Annotated in this window: 17 protein-coding genes and 1 riboswitch; of the genes, 6 read left to right on the forward strand and 11 right to left on the reverse strand. The window is 70.7% G+C overall.

Translation table 11 applies throughout. The annotated features are described in order from the left end of the window. Positions 1-104: 104 nt before the first annotated feature. Positions 105-1,049 (forward strand): adenylate/guanylate cyclase domain-containing protein, encoded by a 945-nt coding sequence (locus tag YS110_01340; GenBank protein ID UJB63498.1) that lies wholly within the window; start codon positions 105-107, stop codon positions 1,047-1,049. 92 nt (positions 1,050-1,141) lie between these two features. Here the strand turns inward: YS110_01340 and YS110_01345 are convergent, their stop codons facing one another. From YS110_01345 to YS110_01355, 3 genes are read right to left on the reverse strand one after another with little or no spacing between them, the layout of a single operon-like run. Continuing rightward, a complete protein-coding gene (locus tag YS110_01345) occupies positions 1,142-2,416 on the reverse strand; it encodes an acyl-CoA dehydrogenase family protein (GenBank protein UJB63499.1) in 1,275 nt (424 codons plus the stop codon). 42 nt (positions 2,417-2,458) lie between these two features. Then, entirely contained in the window at positions 2,459-3,541 is a 1,083-nt protein-coding gene (locus YS110_01350; protein UJB63500.1) for a phosphotransferase, read from the reverse strand. A 28-nt stretch (positions 3,542-3,569) separates the two neighbouring features. Continuing rightward, the gene (locus YS110_01355; GenBank protein ID UJB63501.1) at positions 3,570-4,289 is read right to left on the reverse strand and encodes a Crp/Fnr family transcriptional regulator; all 720 of its coding nucleotides are present in this window, start codon (positions 4,287-4,289) and stop codon (positions 3,570-3,572) included. 219 nt (positions 4,290-4,508) lie between these two features. Here YS110_01355 and YS110_01360 point away from each other — a divergent pair, with 219 nt between their 5' ends. After that, complete coding sequence (locus tag YS110_01360; GenBank protein ID UJB67312.1) at positions 4,509-6,620, forward strand: hypothetical protein; 2,112 nt, start codon at positions 4,509-4,511, stop codon at positions 6,618-6,620. Between the two features lie 15 nt (positions 6,621-6,635). Here YS110_01360 and YS110_01365 read toward each other — a convergent pair whose 3' ends face one another. From YS110_01365 to YS110_01380, 4 genes are all read right to left on the reverse strand, one after another. After that, on the reverse strand, positions 6,636-7,544 hold the full coding sequence (locus YS110_01365; GenBank protein UJB63502.1) for a thiamine phosphate synthase: 909 nt from the start codon (positions 7,542-7,544) through the stop codon (positions 6,636-6,638). Between the two features lie 5 nt (positions 7,545-7,549). Continuing rightward, positions 7,550-8,344: a thiazole synthase gene (locus tag YS110_01370; GenBank protein UJB63503.1), complete on the reverse strand. Its 795-nt coding sequence runs from the start codon at positions 8,342-8,344 to the stop codon at positions 7,550-7,552. 70 nt (positions 8,345-8,414) lie between these two features. Then, positions 8,415-8,612 carry a sulfur carrier protein ThiS gene (gene thiS / locus YS110_01375; protein ID UJB63504.1) on the reverse strand — a complete coding sequence of 66 codons (198 nt, stop codon included), beginning with the start codon at positions 8,610-8,612 and terminating at the stop codon, positions 8,415-8,417. After that, positions 8,609-9,706, reverse strand: coding sequence for an FAD-dependent oxidoreductase (locus YS110_01380; protein ID UJB63505.1), 1,098 nt, complete (start codon positions 9,704-9,706; stop codon positions 8,609-8,611). Before YS110_01380 ends, thiS begins: the two co-directional genes overlap by 4 nt. Positions 9,707-9,770: 64 nt before the next feature. Beyond that, positions 9,771-9,873: riboswitch (TPP riboswitch) on the reverse strand. A 52-nt stretch (positions 9,874-9,925) separates the two neighbouring features. Between YS110_01380 and thiD the strand changes: the two genes are divergently transcribed. Then, on the forward strand, positions 9,926-10,768 hold the full coding sequence (gene thiD, locus YS110_01385; GenBank protein ID UJB63506.1) for a bifunctional hydroxymethylpyrimidine kinase/phosphomethylpyrimidine kinase: 843 nt from the start codon (positions 9,926-9,928) through the stop codon (positions 10,766-10,768). Positions 10,769-10,976: 208 nt separating this feature from the next. Beyond that, positions 10,977-12,095, forward strand: coding sequence for an acyltransferase (locus YS110_01390; protein UJB63507.1), 1,119 nt, complete (start codon positions 10,977-10,979; stop codon positions 12,093-12,095). A 28-nt stretch (positions 12,096-12,123) separates the two neighbouring features. Here the strand turns inward: YS110_01390 and YS110_01395 are convergent, their stop codons facing one another. The 3 genes from YS110_01395 to YS110_01405 form a co-directional block, all read right to left on the reverse strand. Next, complete coding sequence (locus YS110_01395) at positions 12,124-13,581, reverse strand: DASS family sodium-coupled anion symporter (GenBank protein UJB63508.1); 1,458 nt, start codon at positions 13,579-13,581, stop codon at positions 12,124-12,126. A 226-nt stretch (positions 13,582-13,807) separates the two neighbouring features. Beyond that, complete coding sequence (locus YS110_01400; GenBank protein UJB63509.1) at positions 13,808-15,076, reverse strand: cytosine permease; 1,269 nt, start codon at positions 15,074-15,076, stop codon at positions 13,808-13,810. Between the two features lie 132 nt (positions 15,077-15,208). After that, positions 15,209-18,061, reverse strand: coding sequence for an EAL domain-containing protein (locus YS110_01405; GenBank protein ID UJB63510.1), 2,853 nt, complete (start codon positions 18,059-18,061; stop codon positions 15,209-15,211). A 100-nt stretch (positions 18,062-18,161) separates the two neighbouring features. Between YS110_01405 and YS110_01410 the strand changes: the two genes are divergently transcribed. Both YS110_01410 and YS110_01415 read left to right on the forward strand, forming a co-directional pair. After that, on the forward strand, positions 18,162-20,093 hold the full coding sequence (locus YS110_01410; GenBank protein ID UJB63511.1) for an adenylate/guanylate cyclase domain-containing protein: 1,932 nt from the start codon (positions 18,162-18,164) through the stop codon (positions 20,091-20,093). A 13-nt stretch (positions 20,094-20,106) separates the two neighbouring features. After that, a complete protein-coding gene (locus tag YS110_01415; GenBank protein ID UJB63512.1) occupies positions 20,107-23,508 on the forward strand; it encodes a TonB-dependent receptor in 3,402 nt (1,133 codons plus the stop codon). A 198-nt stretch (positions 23,509-23,706) separates the two neighbouring features. On the opposite strand, the gene YS110_01420 is transcribed toward YS110_01415, so the two are convergent. Beyond that, complete coding sequence (locus YS110_01420; GenBank protein ID UJB63513.1) at positions 23,707-24,747, reverse strand: NAD(P)/FAD-dependent oxidoreductase; 1,041 nt, start codon at positions 24,745-24,747, stop codon at positions 23,707-23,709. Positions 24,748-24,760 lie beyond the last annotated feature (13 nt).

Here is a 24,760-nt window from a genome sequence, read left to right on the forward strand (position 1 = left end):
TTATATTTCATCTTCCTGCAGGAATCGTTAACGATGTTGCACGCAGGTGCGCGGCACAGGGGGCTGGCCTACACTTGCGGCATGCATTGCCGGAGTAGACAACCATGAGCAGCGCGTCGGTGATCGTGTTTGCTGACATCGCGGGAAGCACCGCCTTGTACGAGGTCTTGGGCAATGCGCGCGCCACCGAGGCCGTGACCCATGTGGTGCACTGGCTCGGCCAGTCCGTGGAGAGCCAGGGGGGCCGGGTGGTCAAGACCCTGGGCGATGGCGTGCTGGCCACCTTCGACACCGCGCCGCGCGCCGTGCAGGCCATGGCGGCGCTGATGCGCGACCACCAGCAGCACCTGCGCGAATGGCCCAGCGAAATGTGCCTGCAGGTGCGCGTGGGCGTGGCGGGCGGGGAGGTCGTCGAGGTCGATGGCGATTGTTACGGCGACGCCGTGAACCTGGCGGCGCGCCTGTGCGAGCGTGCGCGGCCGGGCGAGGTCTGGGTCAGCGCCAGCACGGTGAAGGATGCCGAGGCCGCGCCGGGCAGCCCGAATGCTCCCGGCGCCCGCTTCGTGCGCCTGGGGTCCCTGTCCATCCGGGGCAAGGCCGAGCCGACCACGGTGTATGGCCTGGAGTGGCGCCAGGACGAAGATCCCGATTCCCAGACCATGCTGACCAACCTGCCCAGCACCCTGGGCGCGCTGCACAGCGGCCCCATGCAGCTGCAGGTGCACTGGCATGGCGAGGGGCACGTGTACTCGGTGCAGGACATGCCGCTGCTGCTCGGGCGCGCGCCGCAGGCCCAGGTGTGCGTGCCGGATCCGCGCGTCTCGCGCGAGCACGCGCGCATCGACTGGCGCAACGGCGCCTTCGTGCTCACCGACCTGAGCCGCTTTGGCACCTGGGTGCGTTTCGAGGGCTTCGAGCCGGTGCTGCTGCGCCGCGATACCTGCCTGCTGCATGGTGCCGGCCAGGTGGCGCTGGGCGTGGCCTTCAGCGACGACAGCGCGCCCGCGCTGGCGTTCACCGTATCCGACGCCGGCGTGATGGTGCAATAGGCCTGCGCGCTGCCAGCGCGCATCAGGCATGAAAAAAGCTCCCAGCGCTTGTGCAGCAAGCGCTGGGAGCTATTCTTTTTATAGCTTTTGGATCAGCAGCCGCGCGTGACCGGCACCGGGGCATTGCTGCCATGCGGCGCCCACTTGCCCAGCTCCCACTTGGCGATGGCGTTGCGGTGCACTTCGTCCGGGCCATCGGCGAAGCGCAGCGTGCGCGCGTTGGCATAGGCATAGGCGAGCGGGAAATCGTCGCTGATGCCGGCGCCGCCATGCACCTGCATGGCCCAGTCGATCACCTGGCAGGCCATGCTTGGCGCGACGACCTTGATCATGGCGATCTCGGCCTTGGCGACCTTGTTGCCCACGGTGTCCATCATCCACGCGGCCTTGAGCGTGAGCAGGCGCGCCATGTCGATCTTGCAGCGTGCCTCGGCGATGCGTTCCTGCGTCACGGTCTGCTGGGCCAGCAGCTTGCCGAAGGCGGCGCGGCTGCTGGCGCGCTTGCACATGAACTCGAGCGCGCGCTCGGCCTGGCCGATCAGGCGCATGCAGTGGTGGATGCGCCCGGGGCCGAGGCGGCCCTGGGCGATCTCGAAGCCGCGGCCTTCGCCCAGCAGGATGTTGTCCACCGGCACCTTCACGTTCTCGAACAGCACCTCGGCGTGGCCGTGCGGGGCGTCGTCGTAGCCGAATACGTTGAGCGCGCGCAGCACGGTGATGCCGGGGGTCTCGGCGGGCACCACGATCATGCTCTGCTGCGAGTGCTTGGGCGCCTCGGGGTCGGTCTTGCCCATGGTGATGAACACCTTGCAGCGCGGGTCGTTGGCGCCGCTGGTCCACCACTTGCGGCCGTTGATGACGTAGTGGTCGCCCTGGCGCTCGATGCGCGTGGCGATGTTGGTGGCATCGCTCGAAGCCACCTCGGGCTCGGTCATGGCGAAGGCCGAGCGGATCTGGCCGTCCAGCAGCGGGCGCAGCCATCGCGCCTTGATCGGCTCGGAGCCGTAGCGCGCGATGGTTTCCATGTTGCCGGTGTCGGGCGCGGAGCAGTTGAACACCTCGCTGGCCCAGACCACGCGGCCCATGATCTCGGCCAGCGGCGCGTATTCGGCGTTGGTCAGGCCGGCGCCGTGGTAGCCCGAGGCCTCGGCCGTGTCCACCGGCAGGAACAGGTTCCACAGCCCGGCGGCCTGGGCCTTGGGCTTGAGCTGCTCGATGGTCTGCAGCGGCGTCCAGCGCTTGCCGGCCGCCGTGTTGGCGGCCATTTCGGCGGCGTAATCCTTCTCGGCAGGGTAGATGTGGTCTTCCATGAACTGCGTCAGCTTGGCCTGCAGTTCCTTGGTTTTGGGCGAGTAGTCGAAGTCCATGGGGATTCCCTTCAGAGGTCAGAAACTAGGGGTGGTGTGTGCTCAGCGTTGCGCGAAGGACCAGGCCAGCTCGGCCATGGGGCGGGCGGTGGCGCCCGCTGCCTTGGCCTGCGCGCTGGCGGCGGTGCCGTCTTCCACGCGCTTGGCGATGCCCTGCAGGATGGCCGCGATGCGGAACATGTTGTAGGCCATGTAGAAGTTCCAGTCGGCATGCAGCGCGGCCACGTCGGCGGTGCCGGTGCGCTCGCAATAGCGCTGGATGTAGTCCTGTTCCGGGGGGATGCCCAGCGCCGCCAGGTCCAGCCCGGCGATGCCGCGGCCCAGCGCGGCCGGGATGTGCCAGCTCATGCAGTGGTAGGCGAAGTCGGCCAGCGGGTGGCCCAGCGTGGACAGCTCCCAGTCGAGCACGGCGATCACGCGCGGCTCGGTGGGGTGGAACATCAGGTTGTCGAGCCGGTAGTCGCCGTGCACGATGGCCACGCGGCTCTCGTCCTTGGCGCTGGCGGGCATGTGGGCGGGCAGCCATTGCATCAGCCGGTCCATCTCGGGAATCGGCTGGGTGATGGAGGCCTGGTACTGCTTGCTCCAGCGGCCGATCTGGCGCTCGAAGTAGTTGCCCGGCTTGCCGTAGCCCGCCAGGCCGCGCTCGGCGAACTTCACGCTGTGCAGCGCGGCGATCACGCGGTTCATTTCGTCGTAGTGGGCAGCGCGCTCGGCCGGCTGCATGCCGGGCAGGGACTGGTCCCAGAGCACGCGGCCCTGCATGAACTCCATGATGTAGAACGCGCGGCCGATGACCGACTCGTCCTCGCACAGCGCCAGCATGCGCGGCACCGGCACGTCGGTGCCGGCCAGGCCGCGCATCACGGCGTATTCGCGCTCGATGGCGTGCGCCGAGGGCAGCAGCTTGGCCACCGGGCCGGGCTTGGCGCGCATGACGTAGCTCTGCCCCGGCGTGACCAGCTTGTAGGTCGGGTTGGACTGGCCGCCCTTGAACATCTCCACCGTGAGCGGGCCGGCGAAACCGGGCAGGTGCTGCTGCAGCCAGGCGCTCAGCGCCGCGGCGTCGAAGGCGTGCTGTTCGGAGACGGGGCGCGTGCCCACGAAATGGTCGAAGTTGCTCATGCAGGGTCCACTGAGAAGAAAAAGAGAATCAGATGTCGGACTCGGCGATGCGCATCAGCGCGTCGCGCTTGCGCACCACGAGGCCGCCCGGCTCGATGCGGATGGCTTCCTCGCGCTCCATGGCCTTGAGCTCCTGGTTCACGCGCTGGCGCGATGCGCCCAGCAGCTGCGCCAGCTCTTCCTGGGCCAGCTGCAGGCCGATGCGCACTTCGCCGTAGTTCGCCAGGCTGGGTACGCCGTAGCTGCGCACCAGGTGCAGCAGCTGCTTGGCCAGGCGCGCGCGCAGCGGCAGGGTGTTGAGATCCTCCACCAGGCCGTAGAGCTGGCGGATGCGCCGCGCATGCAGGCGCAGCAGCGCTTCGTACAGTTCCACGTGCTGCGCCAGGATCTTCTGGAAATCGGCCTTGGCCACGCCCAGCACGGTGGTGTCGCCATGCGCATAGGCATCGTGCGTGCGCCGGTCGCCGTCGAACATCGCCACGTCGCCGAACCAGATGCCCGGCTCCACGTAGGTCAGCGTGATCTGCTTGCCCGAGATCGAGGTCGAGCTCACGCGCACAGCGCCCTTGGCGCAGGCGATCCACTCCTCGGGTGGATCGCCGCGTGCGCAGATCAGCGTGCCGTCCTTGTAGCGTTTGACGTAGGCGCATCGGAGAATGTCGTGCCGCAGCGATGGGGAAAGGGTTGCAAACCAGCGACCGGAATTGATCGCCTCTCGTTCCTCGATGGTAAGAATGGGGTCGTCCATGGTCTGTCTTTTGGGTGACTACAGTGCCGCTGCATTGTCGCGTCAGGGACCGGGGCGTGGAGTCGCGTGCGTGTCTGGCTCGTCCAGGCGGTGTGCGCCAGGTGCCGGCGAAGGGGCGAAAAGGGGCCGCCGCCAGCCTGTTCTCCGGCAGCAGCCCCTGGCGTTGTATGCCAGAATCAGATTTCAATAAATGCAACCGCTGTGAAAAAAAGTGACGTCATCATTGGGGCCGGCCTGTATGCAGTTGCGCTGAGCGCTGCAGCGCTTTCGCTCGGCAACAGCCGCAGCGTCGTGGTGCTGGGCTCCCCCATCGACCTGACCTTCGAAGTGCAGCCCGACCCGGGCGTGGATCTGGCCTCTTCCTGCATTTCGGCGCAGCTGGTGTCGGGCGACGTGCCCATCAGTCCTTCCCAGGTGCGCGTCGCGCCGTTGCCCGAGGTGGCGGGCCATTCATCCGCCGTGCGCGTGCAGGCGTTCACTGTTGCCCGCGAGCCGGTGCTCACGGCCACCATCACGGCGGGTTGCGCGGGGCGCGTGTCCCGCACCTATACGTTCCTGGCCGAGCTGCCGAACACGTCGCCCAAGGGGAGCAGTCCCGTCGATATCGGGCGCCTGGCGCCGGCACCGGCCGCACCCGCCAGCCGGGCCGCCGTGGAATCGCGCCCCGTGGCGCCGCCGGTGCTTCCTGTAGCGCCGCCCGCCGGCGAACCCGCAGCGCGCAAGGCGCCCGAGCCCAGCGCGCCGCAGGCCCAGCCGGCCCCGGTGAAACCCAAGCCCAGGCCCCAACCCAAGGCGCAGCCCAAGCCGGCCGTGGTGCCGCCACAGTCCGCCCCGCGTCCGCGTCTGGTGATGGAGCCGTTGGAGCAGCTCCTGGCCGAGTCGCCGGCCGCCGCCTTGCGCCTGACCCCCGAGATCGCGGCCTTGCCCCCGGCGACCGACGAGGACCGCGCCAAGGCCGCCGCGCTGTGGAAGGCGCTCAGCGCCGATCCGCAGGAGGCGGGGGCTGCAGACCCGCAGTGGCAGGAGCGCGTGCGTGCGCTGGAGGCGGAGATCGCCGGCATGAAGGCCCAGGCGGCGAGCGAGCGCCAGGATGCCGCGCAATTGCGCGAGCGCCTGGAGCAGGAGGAAGGCAGCAGCTATTCCGCCACCGTGGTGTATGGCCTGGGCGGCGCGCTGGCGCTGCTGTCGGGGCTGCTGGCCTGGCTCTGGCTGCGCATGCGGCGCCAGGAGAGCGACGCCGTGCGTTCCTGGCGCGACTCCGTGGCCCACGTGGTGGCGCTCGACCGGGCGCCCGCGCCGACGCAGCCCGCCGCGCCCGAACCCCCGGGGCCCTGGCTGGAGGACGACGAAACGCCCAGCATGCCGGCGACGGAGCAACTGGCGCCCTCGACGCTGCCGCTGGAGCCGCCCCCGGCCGAGGCGTACACCTTCGAGCCCGTGCCGGAGCCCGCGCCCGCTGCGGAGCCTGCCAGCGCGCCGCAGGGGCTGCAGATCGTCAACCCCGAGGAGCTGTTCGACATCCTGCAGCAGGCCGAGTTCTTCGTCTCCGTGGGCGAACACGACCAGGCCATCGACGTGCTGAAGCAGCACATCGCCGACCGTGGCGAGACCTCGCCATTCAGCTACCTCGAACTGCTGCGCCTGTACCACCAACTGGGCCGGGCGGACGATTTTGCCCGGCTGCGCGCGCAATTCATGCGCCATTTCAACGCCGACCTGCCGGCGTTCTCGCAGTTCCGCGCACAGGGCAAGGGGCTGGAGCACTACACCGACGAACTGGCCGAGATCGAGGCGCAATGGACCTCGGCCTCGGTGCTGGCGCTGCTGGAGGGCTACCTGTTCCTGCAGGAAGGCAGCGGTGCGGGCACGGCGCGCTTCGACCTGGCGGCGTATGACGATCTGCTGCTGTTGCTCGCCATCGCGCAGACCACCCCGGCCAGCGCCCGGGGCGAACCACCGCCGCGCAAGCGCACTACGCCGCTGGGCCCGCCCGCCGCGCCGGTGCTGCCCGAGGTGCAGCCCGCCGCGCCCGAGTGGGGCCAGGTGTCGGCCCAGCCGCCGGAGAAGCTGGCGCTCGACCCGCTGGACTTCATGATCGACGACCTGTCCCTGGCGCCGCACGACGCGGCGCCAGCGGCGCCGGCCGAGCCGCCCCTGCCGGAGCCGCTGCTGGATCTCGATCTGACCGAACCGCCTCCTCTGCATGGCGGCGGCGGGCTGCCCGCCATGCCGGTGACGCCGCCGCCCGCGCCCGGGCAGGCGGTGGGCTTCGGCTTTGACGACAAGTACGAGTTGCGCTTCGAGCTCGAAGAGCGGCCGCCGAAGCAGTAGCCGCCGCAGGCGGGCTCAGCCCGCCATGTGCCGCAGCAGCTCGGCGGCCGCCTGCTCCGGATCCGGCGCCTGCACCAGGGCGCGCACCACGGCGATGGAGCCGACGCCGGTGGCGAGGATCTCGGGGAACTGCGCCGCGCCGATACCGCCGATGGCCACCAGCGGGTAGCCGCGCAGCAATGGCACGTAGCTGCCCAGGCGGGCCACGCCCTGGGGCACCGTGGCCATTTTCTTCAGCGTGGTGGGGAATACCGCGCCCAGCGCGATGTAGCTCGGCGCCACGGCGTCGGCGCGCAGCATCTCGGCGTAGCCATGCGTGCTCACGCCCAGGCGCAGGCCCGAGGCGCGCAACTGCGCCAGTTCCTCCGGCGCCAGCGCGTCCAGGTCTTCCTGGCCCAGATGCACGCCGTAGGCGCCCGCGGCGATGGCGTCGCGCCAGTGGTCGTTGATGAACAGCAGCGCCTGCGTGCCCTGTACGGCCGTCACGGCGGCGCGCACTTCCCGGGTAATGGCGGCAGGGTCTGCGCTCTTGAAGCGCAGTTGCACCGTGGGCACGCCCGCGCGCCCCATGCGGCCGACCCAGGCGGCGTCGGGCAGCACGGCGTACAGGCCGAGCCGCTGCGGGCAGGCGGGGAAGCCTGTGCGCCCGGCGCGCGCCTGCACGCCGAAGTCCTGCGGATCGCCGGGCCATAGCGCGGCGTCGAAGGCGCCCAGGCGCTGGCTCTGGCGCATCCAGGCCTGCGCCAGGCATTCGGCGTCGATGGCGATGAAGCCCAACTGGCTGCAGGCCGCCAGCGCAGCGCGGTACACCGGGTCGTCGCCCGTGGGCGCGGGCGCGGGTTGCGCGGGAAATTCGGCAAAGCGCGCGCCGTGCGCGGCGGCGATGGCCTGCGCGGCGGCGGCCCAGTCGGTGGAGGAGGGCATGGCGTTCATGCCTTGTCGTGGTGCCAGAACGGGGTGCCGAGCACCGGGGTGCTGGGCTGCGCGGCCTGCTGCGGCGCCATGGCACCCGCGCTGTGCGCGGCGCGGCCGGCGGCCACGGCGTCGGCAAAGGCGCCGGCCATGGCCACGGGGTCTTGCGACAGCGCCACGGCGGTGTTCAGCAGCACGCCGTCAAAGCCCCACTCCATCACCTGGCAGGCGTGCGAGGGCAGGCCCAGCCCGGCGTCCACCAGCAGCGGCACCGGCAGGCGTTCGCGCAGCGTCTGCAGCGCGTAGGGGTTCTGCGGGCCGCGGCCGGTGCCGATGGGCGCGGCCCAGGGCATGACGGCCTGGCAGCCCACGTCCACCAGGCGCTGGCACAGCACCAGGTCGTCGGTGGAGTAGGGCAGCACGAGGAAGCCGTCCTTGATGAGCAGCGATGCGGCCTCCACCAGGTTCAGCGTGTCGGGCTGCAGGGTGTAGTCGTCGCCGATGACTTCGAGCTTGATCCACGGCGTGCCGAACACCTCGCGCGCCATCTGCGCCGTGGTCACGGCCTCCTGCACGCTGTGGCAGCCGGCGGTGTTGGGCAGCACGGGCACGCCCAGGCGCTTGAGCAGTTCCCAGAAGCTCTCGCCCGCGTGGGTGGCGTTGATGCCCTGGCGGCGCAGCGAGGCCGTGACCATGGCCGGGCGCGCGCGCTGCACGGCGGCTTCGAGCACGGCGGGCGAGGGGTAGCGGGCGGTGCCCAGCAGCAGGCGGCTGGCGAAGGCGTGGCCGTAGAGGGTCAGCGAATCGTTCATGGCGTTCTATGGTTTTGATAGCTGCCAGCGCTTGCCTGGCAAGCGCTGGAGGCCGATTTTGCTTGGAGTGTCAGCCGCCCGTCACGGGCGCGATCACCTCGATGCGGTCGCCCTCGTGCAGCGCGTGGCTGGCGTACTGCGTGTTGGGCACGAAGCGGGTGTTCACGGCGACGGCGAAGGGCGGGCGCGCGGCCAGGGTGGCGAGCGCGTCCTGCACGGTGGCGTGTGCGGGCAGCGTGGTGGCTTGCTGGTTGATGGTGACGTTCATGCGGTGCGTTGCAGGGACAGGCCGAACTGGGGCGCAAGCGCCGATTGTCCCTGCTCCAGCAGCTCCAGCGCCACGTCGTGCAGCGCGGGGGCGATCATGAAGCCGTGGCGGTACATGCCGTTGATCTCCATGACCCGCGGCTGCGGCATGCGGATGGCGGGCAGGTTGTCCGGCAGGGTGGGGCGGCACTGCGTGTTCATCTCCAGGATGCGGCCCTCGGCGAAGCCGCTGTGCACGGTGTAGACGGCGCTGAGCAATTCCAGCGCCGAGCGCACGCTCATGGGGGAGCGGTCGTCGGACTCGATCTCGGTCGCGCCGATGACGAACAGGTGGTCCTGCTTGGGCGCGATGTAGATCGAGTAGCGCGGGTGCACCAGCCGCGTGGGGCGGGCCAGCGTCACCTCGGGCGCGTGGATGCGCAGCACTTCGCCGCGCACGCCGCGCAGCTGGCTCCACTGCGCGCGCGCGCCCAGGCCGCGGCAGTCGAGCAGCCAGTCGGGCTGGCCGGCCTCGCCGGGGCGGAAGTCGCCCGGCGCGCGCGGGCTGTGCCAGTGCACCTGCACGCCCAGCCGCTGCATGTCCTGCGCCAGCGCGGCGAACAGTTGGCGGTTGTCGAGCTGGCCCTCGCCGGGCAGCAGCAGGCCCTGGCCGAAGCGGTGCGCCAGCGCGGGCTCGGCCTGTGCCAGCCCCTCGGCATCGAGCGCCTGCATGTGGGGCAGGGTGGGCAGCAGGGTCTGCGTGCGCTCCAGCAGGCCGCGCAGGCGCAGCGCGTCGGGCGTGTCCTGGCGGTGCCAGACGATCAGCGTGCCGTTGCGCTGGAAGTACACCGGCGCGGGCAACTGGCCCAGCAGCGCGGGCCAGCGCTCCAGCGCGTGCTGCCCCATGCGCACCACACCGGGCTCGGTCACGGCCGATTCGGCCAGCGGCGCCAGCATGGCGGCGGCCACGTGCGCGGCGGAGCCTTCGCCTTCGGGGCCGCCGGCCTCGAAGACCTGCACGCGGTGGCCCTGGCGCGCCAGGCTGGTGGCCAGCAGGCGGCCCAGCAGGCCGGCGCCGAGGAGGGTGATGGAGGAGGAGGCAGCGAGGGTGTGCATGGCGTTGGTGTCCGCAGTCCGAAGGGTCAGGCAAAGGGACAAAACGCGGGCGTGCCATGGCGGCGCCGTACTGGTGAAAACTCCCCACGCCAGCATGACCTGGATCGGGTGCCGAGGGTCTTTCTCAGTCGCCAGCCTGTGCAGCCGGGACACCCCTGTTTCGTCCGTGGCGCGGATTACAGCACGGCGCGAGAGTCCTTACCGTCGATAATTTTTGCCATGACGCAAGAAAAACCGACTTCGCTGCCGCGCTATGCGCGCGTGCTCTCCATCGCCGGCTCGGACAGCGGCGGCGGTGCCGGCATCCAGGCCGACCTCAAGACCTTCGCCGCTTTAGGCTGCTACGGCATGACTGCCATCACCGCCATCACGGCGCAGAACACGCAGGGCGTGCGCGGCATCCATGGCATACCGCCCGACATGCTGCGCGCGCAGATCGACGCCGTGGTCGAGGACATCGGCGCCGATGCGGTGAAGATCGGCATGCTGGCCTCGCCCGAAGTGGTGCAGGTGGTGGCCGACGCCATCCGCCGCCACCAGCTGCCGCACGTGGTGCTCGACCCGGTGATGGTGGCCACCAGCGGCGACCGCCTCATCGCCCAGGAGACCGTGGCCGTGCTGGTGCGCGCGCTGTTCCCGCTGGCCGAGGTGGTCACGCCCAACCTGGACGAGGCGGCGCTGCTGCTGGGGCGCCCCATCGGCGGCATCGCGGCGCTGGACGGCGCCGCGCGCGGCCTGCTGGCGCTGGGCGCGCGCGCCGCGCTGCTCAAGGGCGGCCACCTGCCGGGCGACGAAGTGGTGGACGTGCTGGCCTTGTCCGATGGCCATACCACCCGCCTGGGTTCGGCGCGCATCGCCACGCACAACGGGCATGGCACGGGCTGCACGCTGTCCTCGGCCATTGCCGCGCACCTGGCGCTGGGCCACGCGCTGCCCGAGGCCGTGGCCCGGGCGCGGGCCTACATTCTGGGTGCCATCGAGGCCGGGGCCGCCGTGCGCACGGGCCGGGGCCATGGTCCGCTGAACCATGGCTATGCGCCGGTGGCGCAGGTGGTTTTGTAGGCTTCAGAGGTTTCTGGCCTCCAGCGCTTATGCAGCAAGCGCTGGCAGCTATGAAAATGGAAGCATGCTGCTAGATTGCCATGCCATCGATTTTCCATGCGTATGAACGCAGTGCGTGATGTGTGAGTGATGCGGAGATATGAATAAGATTCCAGAATCAAAGGCTGGCAAGATTGCAAGGAACGCAGGGCTCGACTATTTGCGAACCATGGCGATCTTCATCGTTTTGGCGAACCATGCGTTCATCAACTTCTTTATTTACACCGAGACTGCTGCGTGGGAAGGCGTCCTGGCAAAGATCAGCCTGCAGTCCGTCATATCCATTGAGTGGCTCTTCGTCTTGAGTGGATTTCTGATCGGAACCATCATGATCAGAAGCTTTTCCAAGAGCGATTCGTGGTGGCAATGCAGCAAGGATTTCTGGATGCGGCGCTGGTTCAGAACCTTGCCATCGTATTACCTGTTTCTGTTGGTGAATGTCCTGCTGGTAGCCCTTGGAATCGAGAAGGGCTGGTTTACATGGCAATTCCTGGTTTTCTCGCAGAACCTTCTCCGTGGGGATGTTTCGGATAATTTTTTCGGCGAATCATGGTCGCTGGCGCTGGATGAGTGGTTCTATCTTCTTATGCCAATAATTATTGGTTTGTTCTTCCTGCTGAAGAAGATGGAAAACAGATATTGTTTTCTGCTGACGGCCGGTGTGCTGATCGTGCTGCCCGCCTGCGCCCGTTTCTTTTACCCGCCTGTCCTTGACGTATGGGAGTGGGATTTGGAGATACGCCGCGTTACCCTATACCATCTGGATGCGACAGGCTGGGGGGTTCTTGCTGCGATAGTGAACAATTGGTATAAGGAATTATGGGACAGGTATTCTGGATTGCTCGGTTTTCTGGGCGCTGCTGCAATGCTGCTGGGGATGTATTTCTTATGGATATTGCTGGATCCCGGCGCCTGGGGGCAGGGGGTTTTTTCCAGGGCCGTCAACTGCGTTTCCATTACTTTGCTCTCTGTCGGTACGGCCATGATCTTGCCATGGTTGACGAAGGTGTCCGTCCATGTGCTGGTGGATAATCTCCTCGGGAATTTTGTCGAGAAGATCAGTCTTTATTCCTACACAATCTATCTTTCTCATATGCCGCTGTTGTTTCTGATCCGGCATGTTCTCGATATTGACTCCCGCTCCAGCATGGTGGAGATTTGGTTTTGCGTCTGCCTTTGGCTTCTGGCTGTTTATGCGTTTTCATCGGTTGTGTTCCATAGATTCGAGCTTCCTATTTCAAGGGTAAGAGATAGGTTCACCAGAAGAATCAACAGCATGCCTCTGTGATGCGGGAGTCTCCGGCTCCGCACCCCGGTCACCAGTAACCCAGCACCTTCCACCACACCCCGCCCACCACCAGCCAGATGACGATGAGCACCAGGCTCATCACGAAGCCGGTCTTCCACCATTCGCCCAGCGTGGTGTAGCCCGAGCCGAAGACCACGGGCGAGGTGCCGGTGGCGTAGTGGGTCAGCGTCATCATGATGTTCGAGGCCGCCGCCATCATCAGCGCGAAGGGCAGCGCGGGCGCACCCAGCGCCAGGCCGGCGCCGTAGAAGGCGGCGAACATGGCGGTGATGTGGGCCGTGGTGCTGGCGAACATGTAGTGCGCGTACAGATAGGTCAGCATCAGCAGCGCGCTGGCCGCCACCCAGCCCAGGCCCATGTGGCGAATGCCGGTTTCGATGCTCTGGGCGAACCAGGCGATCAGGCCGAGCTTGTTGAGGAAGGTGGCCATCATCACCAGTGCGCCGAACCAGACGATGGTGTCCCAGGCGCTCTTTTCCTTGATGACGTCTTCCCAGGTCAGCACCCCGGTGACCAGGCACAGCGACAGGCCGATGAAGGCGGTCGTGGTCGGGTCCACCGCCGCGCCCGGGCCGAACAGAAAGGCCGGAATGCCCGCCCACAGCACCAGCAGCACCGCGAACACGCCGAACATCGTGACCTCGCCCTGGCTGATGGGGCCCAGCTCCCGCAGCTTCTCGCGCGCGAACTGCATGGCGTTGGGCGTGCTCTTGATCTCCGGCGGGTGCAGCAGGTAGATGATGAGCGGCATCAGCGCCAGCGCCACCAGCCCCGGCAGCAGCATGGCCAGCGCCCAGGTGCCCCAGCTCAGGCTGATCTGCGCGCCCGTCACGTCGGCGATCAGCTTGACCACCAGCGGATTGGGCGCGGTGGCGGTGATGAACATGGCCGAGGTGATCGGGTTGGCGTGGTAGTTGGTCAGCGCCAGGTAGCGGCCCATGCGCCCCTGCGTGCCCTTTTCGGGGTCGGAGCCGTAGCTGTCCGCGATGGCGCGCATGATGGGGTGGATGATGCCGCCGCCGCGCGCCGTGTTGCTGGGCGTGACCGGGGCCAGGATCAGCTCCGACAGCGCCAGCGAATAGGCGATGCCGATGGTCTTTTTGCCCCATACGGCGATGAACAGGTAGCCGATGCGCGCGCCCAGCCCGGTCTTGATGATGCCGCGCGAAATCATGATGGACACGCCGATCAGCCAGATCAGCGAATTGGAGAAGCTGCTGAGCGCGTCACTGATCGCGCCCGCTGCCTTGTCGTTGGTCACGCCCGTCACGGCCACCAGCGCGATGGCGATGATGGACAGGGCGCCAATGGGCAGCGCCTTGCCGATGATGGCCGCGATGGTGCCCACGAACAGCGCCAGCAGATGCCAGGCATCGGGCGCAACGCCCTCGGGCACCGGAATCACGAAGCCGATGATCAGGCCCAGGGCCACCGCAATGGCCGTGGGAACAGGTTTGAAGCCCATGCTCTCTCCTTGAAAACCACGCGGCGCGGCGCGGCGTGTGCGGATGCCTGGCCCCCGTTTTTCAGCAGAATCCCGGCGGCGGGCGGATCTGCCAACTCTGCGGGCGATTCTCACATGAAGAATAAGGGTTATCCCTTGTGTTGCTCGAAGAGTAGGGCGTTTTTGGCCTCCAGCCCTTATCCATCAAGCGCTAGCAGCTATGAAAAGCGCAGCGCCTGCGCCGCATTCAGGCGCTGCGCGGCCGCGTGGCCCAGGCCAGCGCGAAGCTCAGCGCCAGCGTGGGCAGGGCCGAGCCCAGCGCCGGGGCCAGCTTGGGCAGCAGGTGGTACAGCGCCACGCCCGCCAGCCAGATGGCGACGGGCACGGCATGCGCCTTGCCCGCCCGGGCCAGCAGCGCGGCCGCATCGGCGCCGAAGGCCAGGCGCCCCAGGATCACGCCGAACAGCGGCACGAATACCGAGCTGAGCAGCAGCAGGAAGGGCTCCAGGCTGTGCATGGGCAGCACCAGCGCGCCCAGCGTGCAGGCCACGGCCACGCCCAGGCCCCACCGGCGCACGCTCCAGCGCGGCAGCAGGCTGTGGCTGGAGACGGCGCCGGAGTACGCGTCGCCGTAGGCGTTGTCCACTTCGTCGATGAGGATCAGCGACAGCGCGATCAGCCCGCCCTGCGCCAGCAGCAGCGCGGTCACCAGGTCCTGGCTGGGCAGCGTCAGCGCCACCAGCACGCCCAGCGCGTAGCACCAGATGTTGGCCACGGCGTAGCCCGCCCATGCGCCGCGCAGCGCGCCGGCGCCGCTGCGGCCGTGGCGCGCGTAGTCGGCCACCAGCGGCAGCCACGAGATGGGCATGGCGATCACCAGGTCGAGCGCCGGCATCACGCCCATGCCGCCCTCGCCCTGGCGCTGCCAGAGCGGTGCCAGCCCCTGCGCCTGCGCCAGCCCGAGGAACTGCCAGGACAGCCACAGCAGCGACAGCACCACCAGCGGCAGCGCCACGCGCGCGATGATGCGGCGCACCAGCTGCACCATGGAGCCGCTGATGAGCAGGGTGACCACGCCGCCCCACAGCAGCGTGGCCGCCACCGGCCACCAGGCCGCCTGCATGGCGCCGGCCTGCCGGCCGATGGCGACGCTGGCGTCGCGCATCACCACCAGCTCGAACGTGCCCCAGCCCACGAGCTGCACGATGTTCAGCACGATGGGCAGGCGCGCGAACGTGCGCCCGTACACCGCGTGCATCAGGCCCGCGCTGGCCAGCCCGCTGTCGCAGCCGATCTTCGCCACCCAGCCCAGCAGCCCGGCGCCGAGCAGCGAGCCGGCGACGATGGCGAGCAGCGCCTCCTGCGTGCCCAGCGCGGGCATCAGGTAGGCGCCCACCTGCATGACCAGCAGGCCCACGCCCAGGCTGAACCACAGCGAGGCGTGGTCGTGCCAGCGGAAGACGCGCTGCGCGTCGGGGATCGGGGTCAGCGCCTCGTTGGCGGTCGGGGTGTGCATGCGGCGGGCTCCTTGCTCTGCTGGGGGGCATCCCCAGGGGCGGCAGGGCGCGATTGTAGGCGCCCGTGCCTTTGGCCAGGAGCAGGCATGAAAAACGGCCCCAGCCCTTTTGCAGCAAGCGCTGGCAGCTACTCAATCGGTAGCAAAAACCAGTTCCTCCACCGGCACGGGCCGGCTGAACAGGTAGCCCTGGCAGGTGTGGCAGCCGTTGCGCGCGAGGTTGTCGCGCTGCTCCTGGGTTTCCACGCCCTCGGCGATCACGTCCAGCCCCAGGCTGTCGGCCAGGGTGACGATGGTGCGCACGATGGCCGCGGCGCGCGGGTCGGCGCCCAGGTTGTGCACGAAGCTCTGGTCGATCTTGAGCTGGCTCAGCGGCAGCTGCCGCAGGTAGGCGAGCGAGGAATAGCCGGTGCCGAAGTCGTCGAGCGAGAAGCACACCCCGCGCGCCTGCAGCGCCGCCATCTTGGTGATGGCGTCCTGCGGGTTGTCCAGCAGCAGGCTCTCGGTCAGCTCCAGCTTCAGCCGGTGCGCCGGCGCGCCGCTGTGCTCCAGCGCTTGCAGCACCAGCGCCACGAAGTCGGGCTGGCGCAGTTGCCGGCCGCTGATGTTCACCGCCAGCGTGAGCTGTTCTCGCCCGGGCTCCGTGGCCCAGCGCGCGAGCTGGTCGCAGGCGGTCTGCAGCACCCACTGGCCCAGCGGCAGGATCAGCCCGGTGTCCTCGGCCAGGGGGATGAACTCGGCGGGCGAGACCAGGCCGCGCCGCGGATGGCTCCAGCGCACCAGCGCCTCGGCCCCGACGATGCGGCCCTGTGCATCCACCTGGGGCTGGTAGAACAGCCGCAGCTGGCCTTGCTGCAGGCCGGTGCGCAGGTCCTGCTCCAGGGCCACGCGGTGCACCACGGCTGCGTGCATCTCGGGGTCGAAGAAGCGCACGGTGTTGCGCCCCGACTCCTTGGCCTGGTACATGGCCAGGTCGGCATGCTTCATCAGGTCCTCGGTGCGCGCCTGGTCGTCGGCGAACAGCACCACGCCGATGCTGCAGGTGCCGCGCACTTCGTGGCCGTCCAGCGCCACCGGGGCCGCCAGGGCGCGCAGCATTTTCTCGGCGACGGCCTCGGCCTCCTGGGCGGCCTGGCAGGGCTGCGGGCTCAGGCCTTCGAGCACCACCACGAACTCGTCGCCGCCCAGGCGCGCCACGGTGTCGTCCTCGCGCACCGAGGCCACCAGGCGCCGCCCCATCTCCTGCAGCAGCAGGTCGCCCTGCTCGTGGCCCAGGCTGTCGTTGACCAGCTTGAAGTTGTCCAGGTCGATGAACATCAGCGCGCCCTGGCGCCGCGCGCGCTGGCTGCTGCGCAGCGCCTGCTGCAGGCGGTCGAGCAGCAGGCGGCGGTTGGGCAGGCGGGTCAGCGGGTCGTAGTAGGCCAGGTGGCGGATTTCCTCCTCCGCCGCCTTGCGCTGGGTGATGTCGGTGAGCGTGCTGACGTAGTGCGTCACCTCGCCCGCCTCGGTCTTCACGGCGGTGATGGTCAGCCACTCGGGGAAGATGGCGCCGCTCTTGCGGCGGTTCCAGATCTCGCCCGACCAGGCCCCGGCGGTGGCGATGGCCTGCCGCATGGCGGCGTAGAACTCGGGCCCGTGGCGCCCCGACTTCATCAGCGCCGGGGTCTGGCCGATGGCTTCCTCGGCGCTGTAGCCCGAGATGGTGGTGAACGAGCGGTTCACGCGCAGGATCACGCCGCGCGTGTCGGTGACGAAGATGCCCTCCTGCGATTCGAAGGCAATGGCCGCGATGCGCAGGTTTTCCTGCGCCTGCCGCAGCTCGTGGTGGTAGCTGGCGAACAGGCGGCGCGACCAGTGCGAGAAGCCGAACGAGCCGGCCACGCCCAGCGCCAGCGCGCCCAGCACCATCAGCGCCAGCTCCAGCCGCTGCTGGGTGTTGCCTTCCTCGTGGGCGCGGGTCTCGGCGCGCAGCGTGGAGTGCAGCTCGTCGTTGAACATCGACGTCACCAGCACCCAGCCCCAGGGGGCGTAGGTGGTGACCAGGGCGGTCTTGCGGCCCAGGGGCTCGCCTGCGCGCGCGCCGGGGCGGGGCCATTCGTATTCGATGAAGCCGCCCCCGGCCTGGGCCACGTCGCGCAGCTTCTGCAGGGCGCGCTGCTCCAGCGCGGGCATCTGCGTGGGCAGCAGGCCTTCCAGCGCGGGGTTGTTGGGGCTGAGCAGCGAGCGCCCCTCGGCGTCGATCAGGCCGACCGAGCCGCTGGCGCCGAAGCGCAGCCCGCGCAGGCGCTGCATGGCCTCGCGCTTTTGCCGTGCTTCCCACTCGTACAGGTAGTCGCCCGTGCCGATGAGCCAGTCGTAGGGCGCGAAGTGGCGCACGTAGGCCACCTTGTCGCCCATGGCCTGGGGTGTGTCCGGGCGGTACCAGCGGTAGCGGAAGAACCCCTTGCCCTGCGGCAGGTAGGCGGCGTTGACGAGGCCGCGCATGATGTAGTTGCCCGCGTCGTCGCGGTTGTCGATGCCCGCGCGCCCCTCGTACTGCGGCGCGGTGGGCAGTAGCACGAAGCGGCCCTGCATGTCGTCGATGAAGAAGTAGCCCCGGCCGTCGAAGAAGCGCGCCGGCCGCAGCGCCTCGGTGATGAGCTTGCGCACCTGCGCGGGCGGGCGGTTCGGCGCCTCGCGGTCGTGGATGGCCTGGGCGATCTGCATCGCCGCATCCACCTGCTCGACGATGCTGCTGCGCAGCACGTCCTCGGTGCGCAGGCGCAGGAATTCCAGGTAGCCCACCGCCGACTGCATTTCGGTGATGAGGCGCTCGCGCTGCTGCTGCGTGATGACCTGCTCGATGCGCGCGAACGCCGTGCGCTGCTCGCGCTCGTTGCGCCACGAGTAGAAAACGGCCATGGCCAGCGTGACCACCAGAACCAGGCTCAGGGTGCCGATCAGGTGCAGCCTGGGCATGGTGGTTTCATTGGCGGAAAGATGCATCCAGTATGTTTCAAAATGTTATGGTTTGTGGTTGAATTTTAGATCGTGAGCACGTTCTTTCCGGGCGTTGCAGGCCGCCTCGCGGCCTGGAGGAGGTGACATGGCGGATGTGGCACGGGCCTGGATGCAGCGGGTGGCGCTGGCGCTGGCCTTGTGCGGGCTGCTGGCCTGGCTGCCCGCGTGGGATGCGCTGGCGCGGCTGGAGCACGACCTGCTCGCGGCCTACGGCGCCGGGCCGCCGCCCGCCGTGGGCGTGCTGGTGGTGGGCATCGACGAGCCCTCGCTGGCGCAACTGGCGCTGGCGCCGCCGCTGCCGCGCGCCCTGCATGCGCGCCTGATCGGCAGCCTGCGCCAGGGCGGCGCGGCGGCGCTGGGCATGGACCTGCTCTTCACCCAGCCCGCGCCGGATGCGCGCGACGACGCGGCGCTGGCCCAGGCCCTGGCCGGCCCGCTGCCCGTGGTGCTGGCGGCCGCCGAGGTGCCGGTGCCCAGCTCGCAGGTGCAGGACTACCGCCAGCGCCTCGCCCCGGTCTTTGCCGGCGCGCGCCAGGGCCTGGTGCAGATCGACGCCGACGAAGACGGCGTGGTGCGCCGTGCCCCCGCCGCGCCGCAGGCCCTCTGGCGCGCCGTGGCCGACGCGGCGGGCCGCCCCTACACCGCGCCGCCGCCCGGCGCGCTGCTGCGCCCCTACGCGCCCGAGCAGCCCTTGCCCTACGCCCACTACACCCAGGCGCTGGACGCCGCGCGGCAACTGCCCCCCGGCGCGCTGCGCGGCCGGCTGGTGCTGCTGGGCCAGCACACCCCCGTGGGCGGGCAGGACCAGCACGCCACCGCGCTGCGCCTGCTGGGCACGGGCACGCAGTCCGGCGTGTTCCTGCACGCCACGGCCCTCATCAACGCGCTGGCGGGCGACTGGGTGCGGCCCGTGGCGCCCTGGGTGCCCTGGGCGCAGGCGGCGCTGGCCGTGGCCCTGGCGGCGTGGGGGCTGCGGCACTGGCATGGCGGCCGGGCGCTGGCCGTGAGCGCCGCGCTGGGCGCCCTGGCCGTGGCTGCCAGCGCGGGCAGCCATCTGGCGGGCTGGTGGTGGCCCGCGCTGCCCACGCTGGCCGCGCTGGCCCTGCACCTGAACGTGGGCGCGGCGCAGGCCTACTGGCGCGAGCGCGCGCGGCGCGAACGGCTGCGGCGTGACTTCGGCCGCTACGTGCCCCGCGCCGTGGCCGACGCGCTGGCGCGCGCTGATGTCGCGCCGTCCACCCGGGGCGAGCGGCGCGAGCTGTCGCTGCTGTTCGCCGACCTGGCCGGCTTCACCCGCGCCAGCGAGCACATGCCGCCCGAGGCCGTGGCCCAGGCGCTGAACCGCTACTTCAGCGCCATGGCGCGCACCGTCCATGCGCACGGCGGCACGCTGGACAAGTTCATCGGCGACGCCGTCATGGCCTTCTGGAACGCGCCGCTGCCCCAGCCCGGCCATGCCGCGCAGGCCCTGGCCTGTGCCCAGGCCATGCAGCAGGCCATGGCCGGGCTGCACCAGGCCTGGCAGGGCACGCCCTTCGCCGCCACGCACCTGCGCATCGGCCTGCACAGCGGCGTGGCCGCCGTGGGCCACCTGGGCTCGGCCGAGCGCTTCACCTACACGGCGGTGGGCGACGCGGTCAACACCGCCGCGCGGCTCGAAGGCGCGAACAAGGCCTTCGGCACGCGCGTGCTGCTGTCCGGGGCGCTGCACGCGCGCGTGCCCGCGGCCACGTGCCTGTGGCTCGACAGCGTGGTGCTGGCCGGGCGCGGCGCGGGGCTGGATGTTTTCACGCCCTGTGCCGATACTGCGGCCGTGCAGGCCGCCATGGCCTTGCGCACGCGCGTGCAGGCGGGCGACTGGGCCGGCGCGCTGGCCTGCTGGGCCGCGCTGCCGCAGCACGTTGAAGCCGTGGGCGCGGGCTGGGCGGCCCACCGCCTGTGCCTGGGCAAGCGCCTGCGGGCCCTGGCGGCGCAGGGCGCGCCGCCCGCGGCCTTTCCTCGGCCCCTGGGCAAATGAAAGGAGACAGCGTATGCGCCAGCATCTTCTGGGGTTCGCCCCATGGCTTCTGACCCTGTCCAACGCGTTCGCCCAGGGCGGCGGCTGCCAGGCGCCGCCCGGGGCCGATGGCAGCGCCGCCGAGATCGTCGCCCTGAGCGGCCAGGGCCAGGCGCGCGCCGACGGCGCCGCGCCCTGGGCCGCCGCCGCGCTGGCGCAGCGCCTGCCGCCGGGGGCCGAGGTGCGCACCCTGGCGCTGTCCTCCGCGGCCTTGCTGCTGGCCGACCGCACGCAGATCCGCCTGGCCGCGCAGGCCCAGGTGCGGCTGTGCGACGCGCGCCCGGCGCAAACCCGGCTGGAGCTGGCCGTGGGCCGCCTGTGGGCGCGTGCCAAGGGCCAGGGCGTGAACGTGGAGCTGCGCACCCCGGCGGTGCTGGCGGCGGTGCGCGGCACGGATTGGGACGTGGAGGTCGATGCCCAGGGGCGCACCACGCTCACCGTGCTGTCCGGGCGCATCGACGTGTCCAACGCCCAGGGCGCGGTGGTGCTCGGGCCGTCCGAGCAGGCCGTGGCCGAACCCGGCCAGGCCCCCGTCAAGCGCCTGCTGGTGCGCCCGCGCGAGCGCGTGCAGTGGGTCATGGCGCCCGCGCTCACGCCCCCGGGCTGGCCCGAACTGGCCGACGCCACGGCGCCCGGTGCCGCCTGGCGCGCCCCGGCCTTGCAGGCGCTGCGCGCGGGCCGCCTGGCCGCGCTGCGCGAGCAGGTGGACGCGCGCCTGCGCGCCCAGCCCGCCGACCCCCTGGCCCAGCGCCTGCGCGCCGAAACCGAGGTGGCCGAGGGCCAGCTCGGCGCCGCGCAGCAGCGCCTGCTGCAGGTCTGGCACATGGCGGGCGACGCTGCGGCCGCCGCGCGCCGCGCCGCGTTGCTGCTGGCGCTGGAGCAGGGCGATGCGGCGCGCGCCTTCATCGCCCAGGCGCGCGCCCAGGCGCCCCACGCCGTGGCGCTGCTGCTGGCCGACGCCGACGCCCGCCGCCTCGATGGCGATGCCGGTGGCGCCCTGGCCCTGTACCGCCAGGCCGCCGCGCAGGCGCGCGGCACCCCGGAGGAAGGCGCCGCCCTGGCCGGCCTGGGCCGCGCGCTGCGCGAGCGCGGCGACCTGGCCGCCGCGCGCGCCGCCCTGGCCCAGGCCGTGCAGCGCCAGCCGCACGACGCCGACACCCTGGCCCAGGCCGCCACCGCCGATGCGCAGGCGCTGCGCTTCGGCGCTGCTGCAGAGGGCTTCGGCCAGGCGCTGGCGCAGGCGGGCGACGACTACGTGGCCCTGGCGGGCGCGGGCCTGCTGGCGCTGCAGCGCGGCCAGAGCGCGGCCGCGCGCGAACTGCTGCTCAAGGCCCTGGTGATCGAGCCGCGCTACGCCCAGGCCCAGGTGTGGCTGGCCGTGGCCGAATACCGGCTGGGCCAGGCGGGCGCGGCCTTCGACGCCCTGGAGCGCGCGCGCCAGGCCGACCCGCGCGACCCGCTGCCCTGGCAGATCGCCGCGGTGCTGCACAACGACGCGGGCGAGCCCGAGCAGGCCGTGGCCGCCGCGCGCGAGGCCCTGGCGCGCCTGCCCTACCTGAAATCGCTCAACCCGCTGGCGAGCGACAGCCAGGGCTCGGCCAGCCTGGGCAAGGCGCTGGCCGACTTCGGCCTGGAGCACTGGGCGCGCGCCTACGTGCAGCAGTCCTACTACCCGCTGTGGGCGGGCAGCCATTTCTTCCTGGCCAACCGCTACGAGAGCGAATACGCCCGCATGTCGGAGCTGTACCAAGGCTACCTGAGCGACCCCACGGTGTTCGGCGCGAGCGAAAAGCACCCCGGCGTGTTCCTGACCGCGCTGCACGAGGCCAGCCTGGGCCTGAGCGGCACGCGCGAGGCCTTGCGCAACACCGCCAGCGCCGACGCGGGCCTGCGCGGCTTCAGCGCCGCGCCGCTGCCGCTGGCCTGGCTGTTGCGCACCGATGGGGTGGTGATGCAGCCGCGCGACGGCCCGCCTGGCAGCCTGTACCGCATGCACGCGCCGCAGATGCAACTGGCCCTGGGCGTGCGCCCCACGGACCGCCTGGGCCTGTTCGCGATGGTTACCGAGGGGCGCATGCGCTACCGCTTTCCCTGGGGGCTGGACTTCGGCAACGGCATCACCTTCAGCGACACCGCGCGCTACGCCACGCGGCGCGGCGATTTCGGCGGCTCCTGGCGCTGGTCGGCCGATGCGCAGACCTGGTTCAAGCTGCACCGCGTCAGCGACGACACCGGCCTGTCGCTCGACGACGCGCAGTGGGGCCCGCAGGCCTACACCTACCGCAGCCAGGAATACGGCCTGTACCTGCGCCACACAGCGCAGACCGGGGCGCTGCGCTGGAGCCTGGGCTGGGAGAGCGTGCGCCGCAGCGCTGGCAGTGAGATCCGCGACGACCTCGTGGCCTCGCCGCGCACCAACCTGGAGCGCTACGACATGCCCTGGGCCGCGCTGGAATGGGCGCACGGCCCGTGGCGCCTGCACGCCGCCGCCACCTGGCCGCGCCTGCGCTTCCAGGAAGACAACGCCTACCGCGACAGCCTGACCGGCGAGGACCTGCTCGAACCTGCAAGCCAGGGCACGCGCCTGGCGCGCCAGCTGCGCCCGCGCCTGGGCGCGAGCTACCGCTGGGGCCCGGGGCGCGCGCTGCACTGGGCCTGGCAGGAGAGCCTGCACGCCCCCGGCACGCACACCCTGGCCCCCGTGGCCACCGGGGCCATTCCCATCGACTACCAGTACCAGCTGCCCGGCAGCCTGGCGCGCAAGCACGCGGTGCAGCTGGACTGGGAGCTGGGGCCGCGCAGCTTCGCGACGGCCAGCCTGGCGCAGCAGGAAATCCGCAACCCGCGCATGGCCGACGGGCGGCTGTACGGCCAGGCCATGGGCGCGCTGTTCGACTACGTGGGCACGCTGGCGCCCGCGCAGATGTCGGCGCAGACGCAGATCGACCCCTACCAGGGCACGCCGCGCTTCGGCCACGGGCGGCTGCGCCAGGCCGGCGTGGCGCTCAACCAGGTGCTGGCGCCGCGCTGGAGCCTGCTGGCCAGCTACGCCTGGGCCGACGCGCGCAACCTGGGCGCGGGCTACGAGGGGCTGCGCCTGCCCGGCGTGCCGCGCCATACCGCCGTGCTGGGCAGCACCTGGCGGCACACGGGGCGCGGCTACACGGTGCTGGGCATGGTGTACCGCGGCGGGCGCTTTGCCGACGAGGCCAACACGCAGGCGCAGGCGCCGGGCTGGACGGTATCGCTGGCCCACGCCCTGGAGTCGCCCAGCCGCGAGTGGGCGCTGTACCTGTCGGCGCAGCAGGCGCTGCAGCCCGGCGAAAAGCCCGTGCTGTGGGCGTTGCTGCGCTGGAGGCCGGGAAGCACCCCCTGAGTCGCCTTCGGCGCCTTCCCCCTCTCTCTGCGCGCTGCGCGCTCCGGGAGGGGGACGCAGCCCTCGCGGCGGGGCGGCCCTTGCGCGGCTGCCCGCGCCTGGGGCGCGCCGGTTTCATGCGCAGCGCTTTTTTTGATAGCTGCTTGCGCAAGCCTGGCAAGGTCTGGAGCCCGAAAAGGCTTGTTTTTTAGCCTGGGTTTAGAGGGATGGGGCGACGCCCAGGCGCTGCTGCAGGCGCTCGCTGCTGGTGGTGTATTCCAGCGGCAGCTTGTGCCCGGCCAGCCATTCGGCGGCGCCGAAGGCGGCGAGCGTGGCCTCGTGGAAGCCGCTCACGATGAGCTTGCGCTTGCCGGGGTAGGTGACGGCATCGCCCACGGCATGGATGCCGGGCACGCTGGTGGCGAAGGTGGCGGTGTCCACCACGAGCTGCTTGCGTTCGAGCGCCAGGCCCCAGTCGGCGATGGGGCCCAGGCGCGGCACCAGGCCCAGGCGCACCAGCAGCAGGTCCAGCGGCAGGCGCAGCAGCTGGCCGTCGGGCGCGGCCAGCGCCAGCGCGGCCAGGCGCCCCTGTTCCTGCACGATGCCGCTGGCCACGCCGATGGCGACCTCGATGCGGCCCGCCGCGCGCAGCGCCTGCAGCGTGGCCAGCAGCGCGGGCGGGGCGTCGAATACGTCGCGGCGGTGCTGCAGCGTGGTGCGCGCGGGGCGCAGCGCCTCGGGCGCGGTGGCGCAGTCAATGGCCTGCTGCACGGCGGCTTCGTCGCCGCCATGCACCACCACCCGTTGCCCGGCCAGGCAGGCGTTGCCGTCGAGGCGGTAGCGCAGCTGGCCGCCCTCGAAGGCGTCCAGGCCCGGCAGCTTGAGCGCACGCGGCACGAAGGCGCCCACGCCGGTGGCGAGGAAGACGGCGCGCGCGCGCCATGCGCCGCCTTGCGCCGTGGCGGCGTGAAAGCCGCCCTCGGGCAGCGCCCGCAGGGCGCTCACTGGCTGGCCGAGGTGGAAGACGGGGGCGAAAGGCGCGGTTTGCGCGTGCAGGCGCTGCACCAGTTCGTGGCCGGTGCAGGCGGGGAGGGCCGGAATGTCGTGGATGGGCTTGTCGCCGTACAGCGCGGCGCACTGGCCGCCCAGGTGGGGCAGCGCGTCGATCACATGGGCCCGCAGCCCCTGCAGGCCGAGCTGGAATACCTGGAACAGGCCCACGGGCCCGGCGCCGATGACGAGGGCGTCGGTGCTGTGCATGCCAGGGCAGGGG

Origin of the sequence: Acidovorax sp. YS12, assembly GCA_021496925.1 — a bacterium.
Lineage (GTDB): Bacteria > Pseudomonadota > Gammaproteobacteria > Burkholderiales > Burkholderiaceae_C > Paenacidovorax.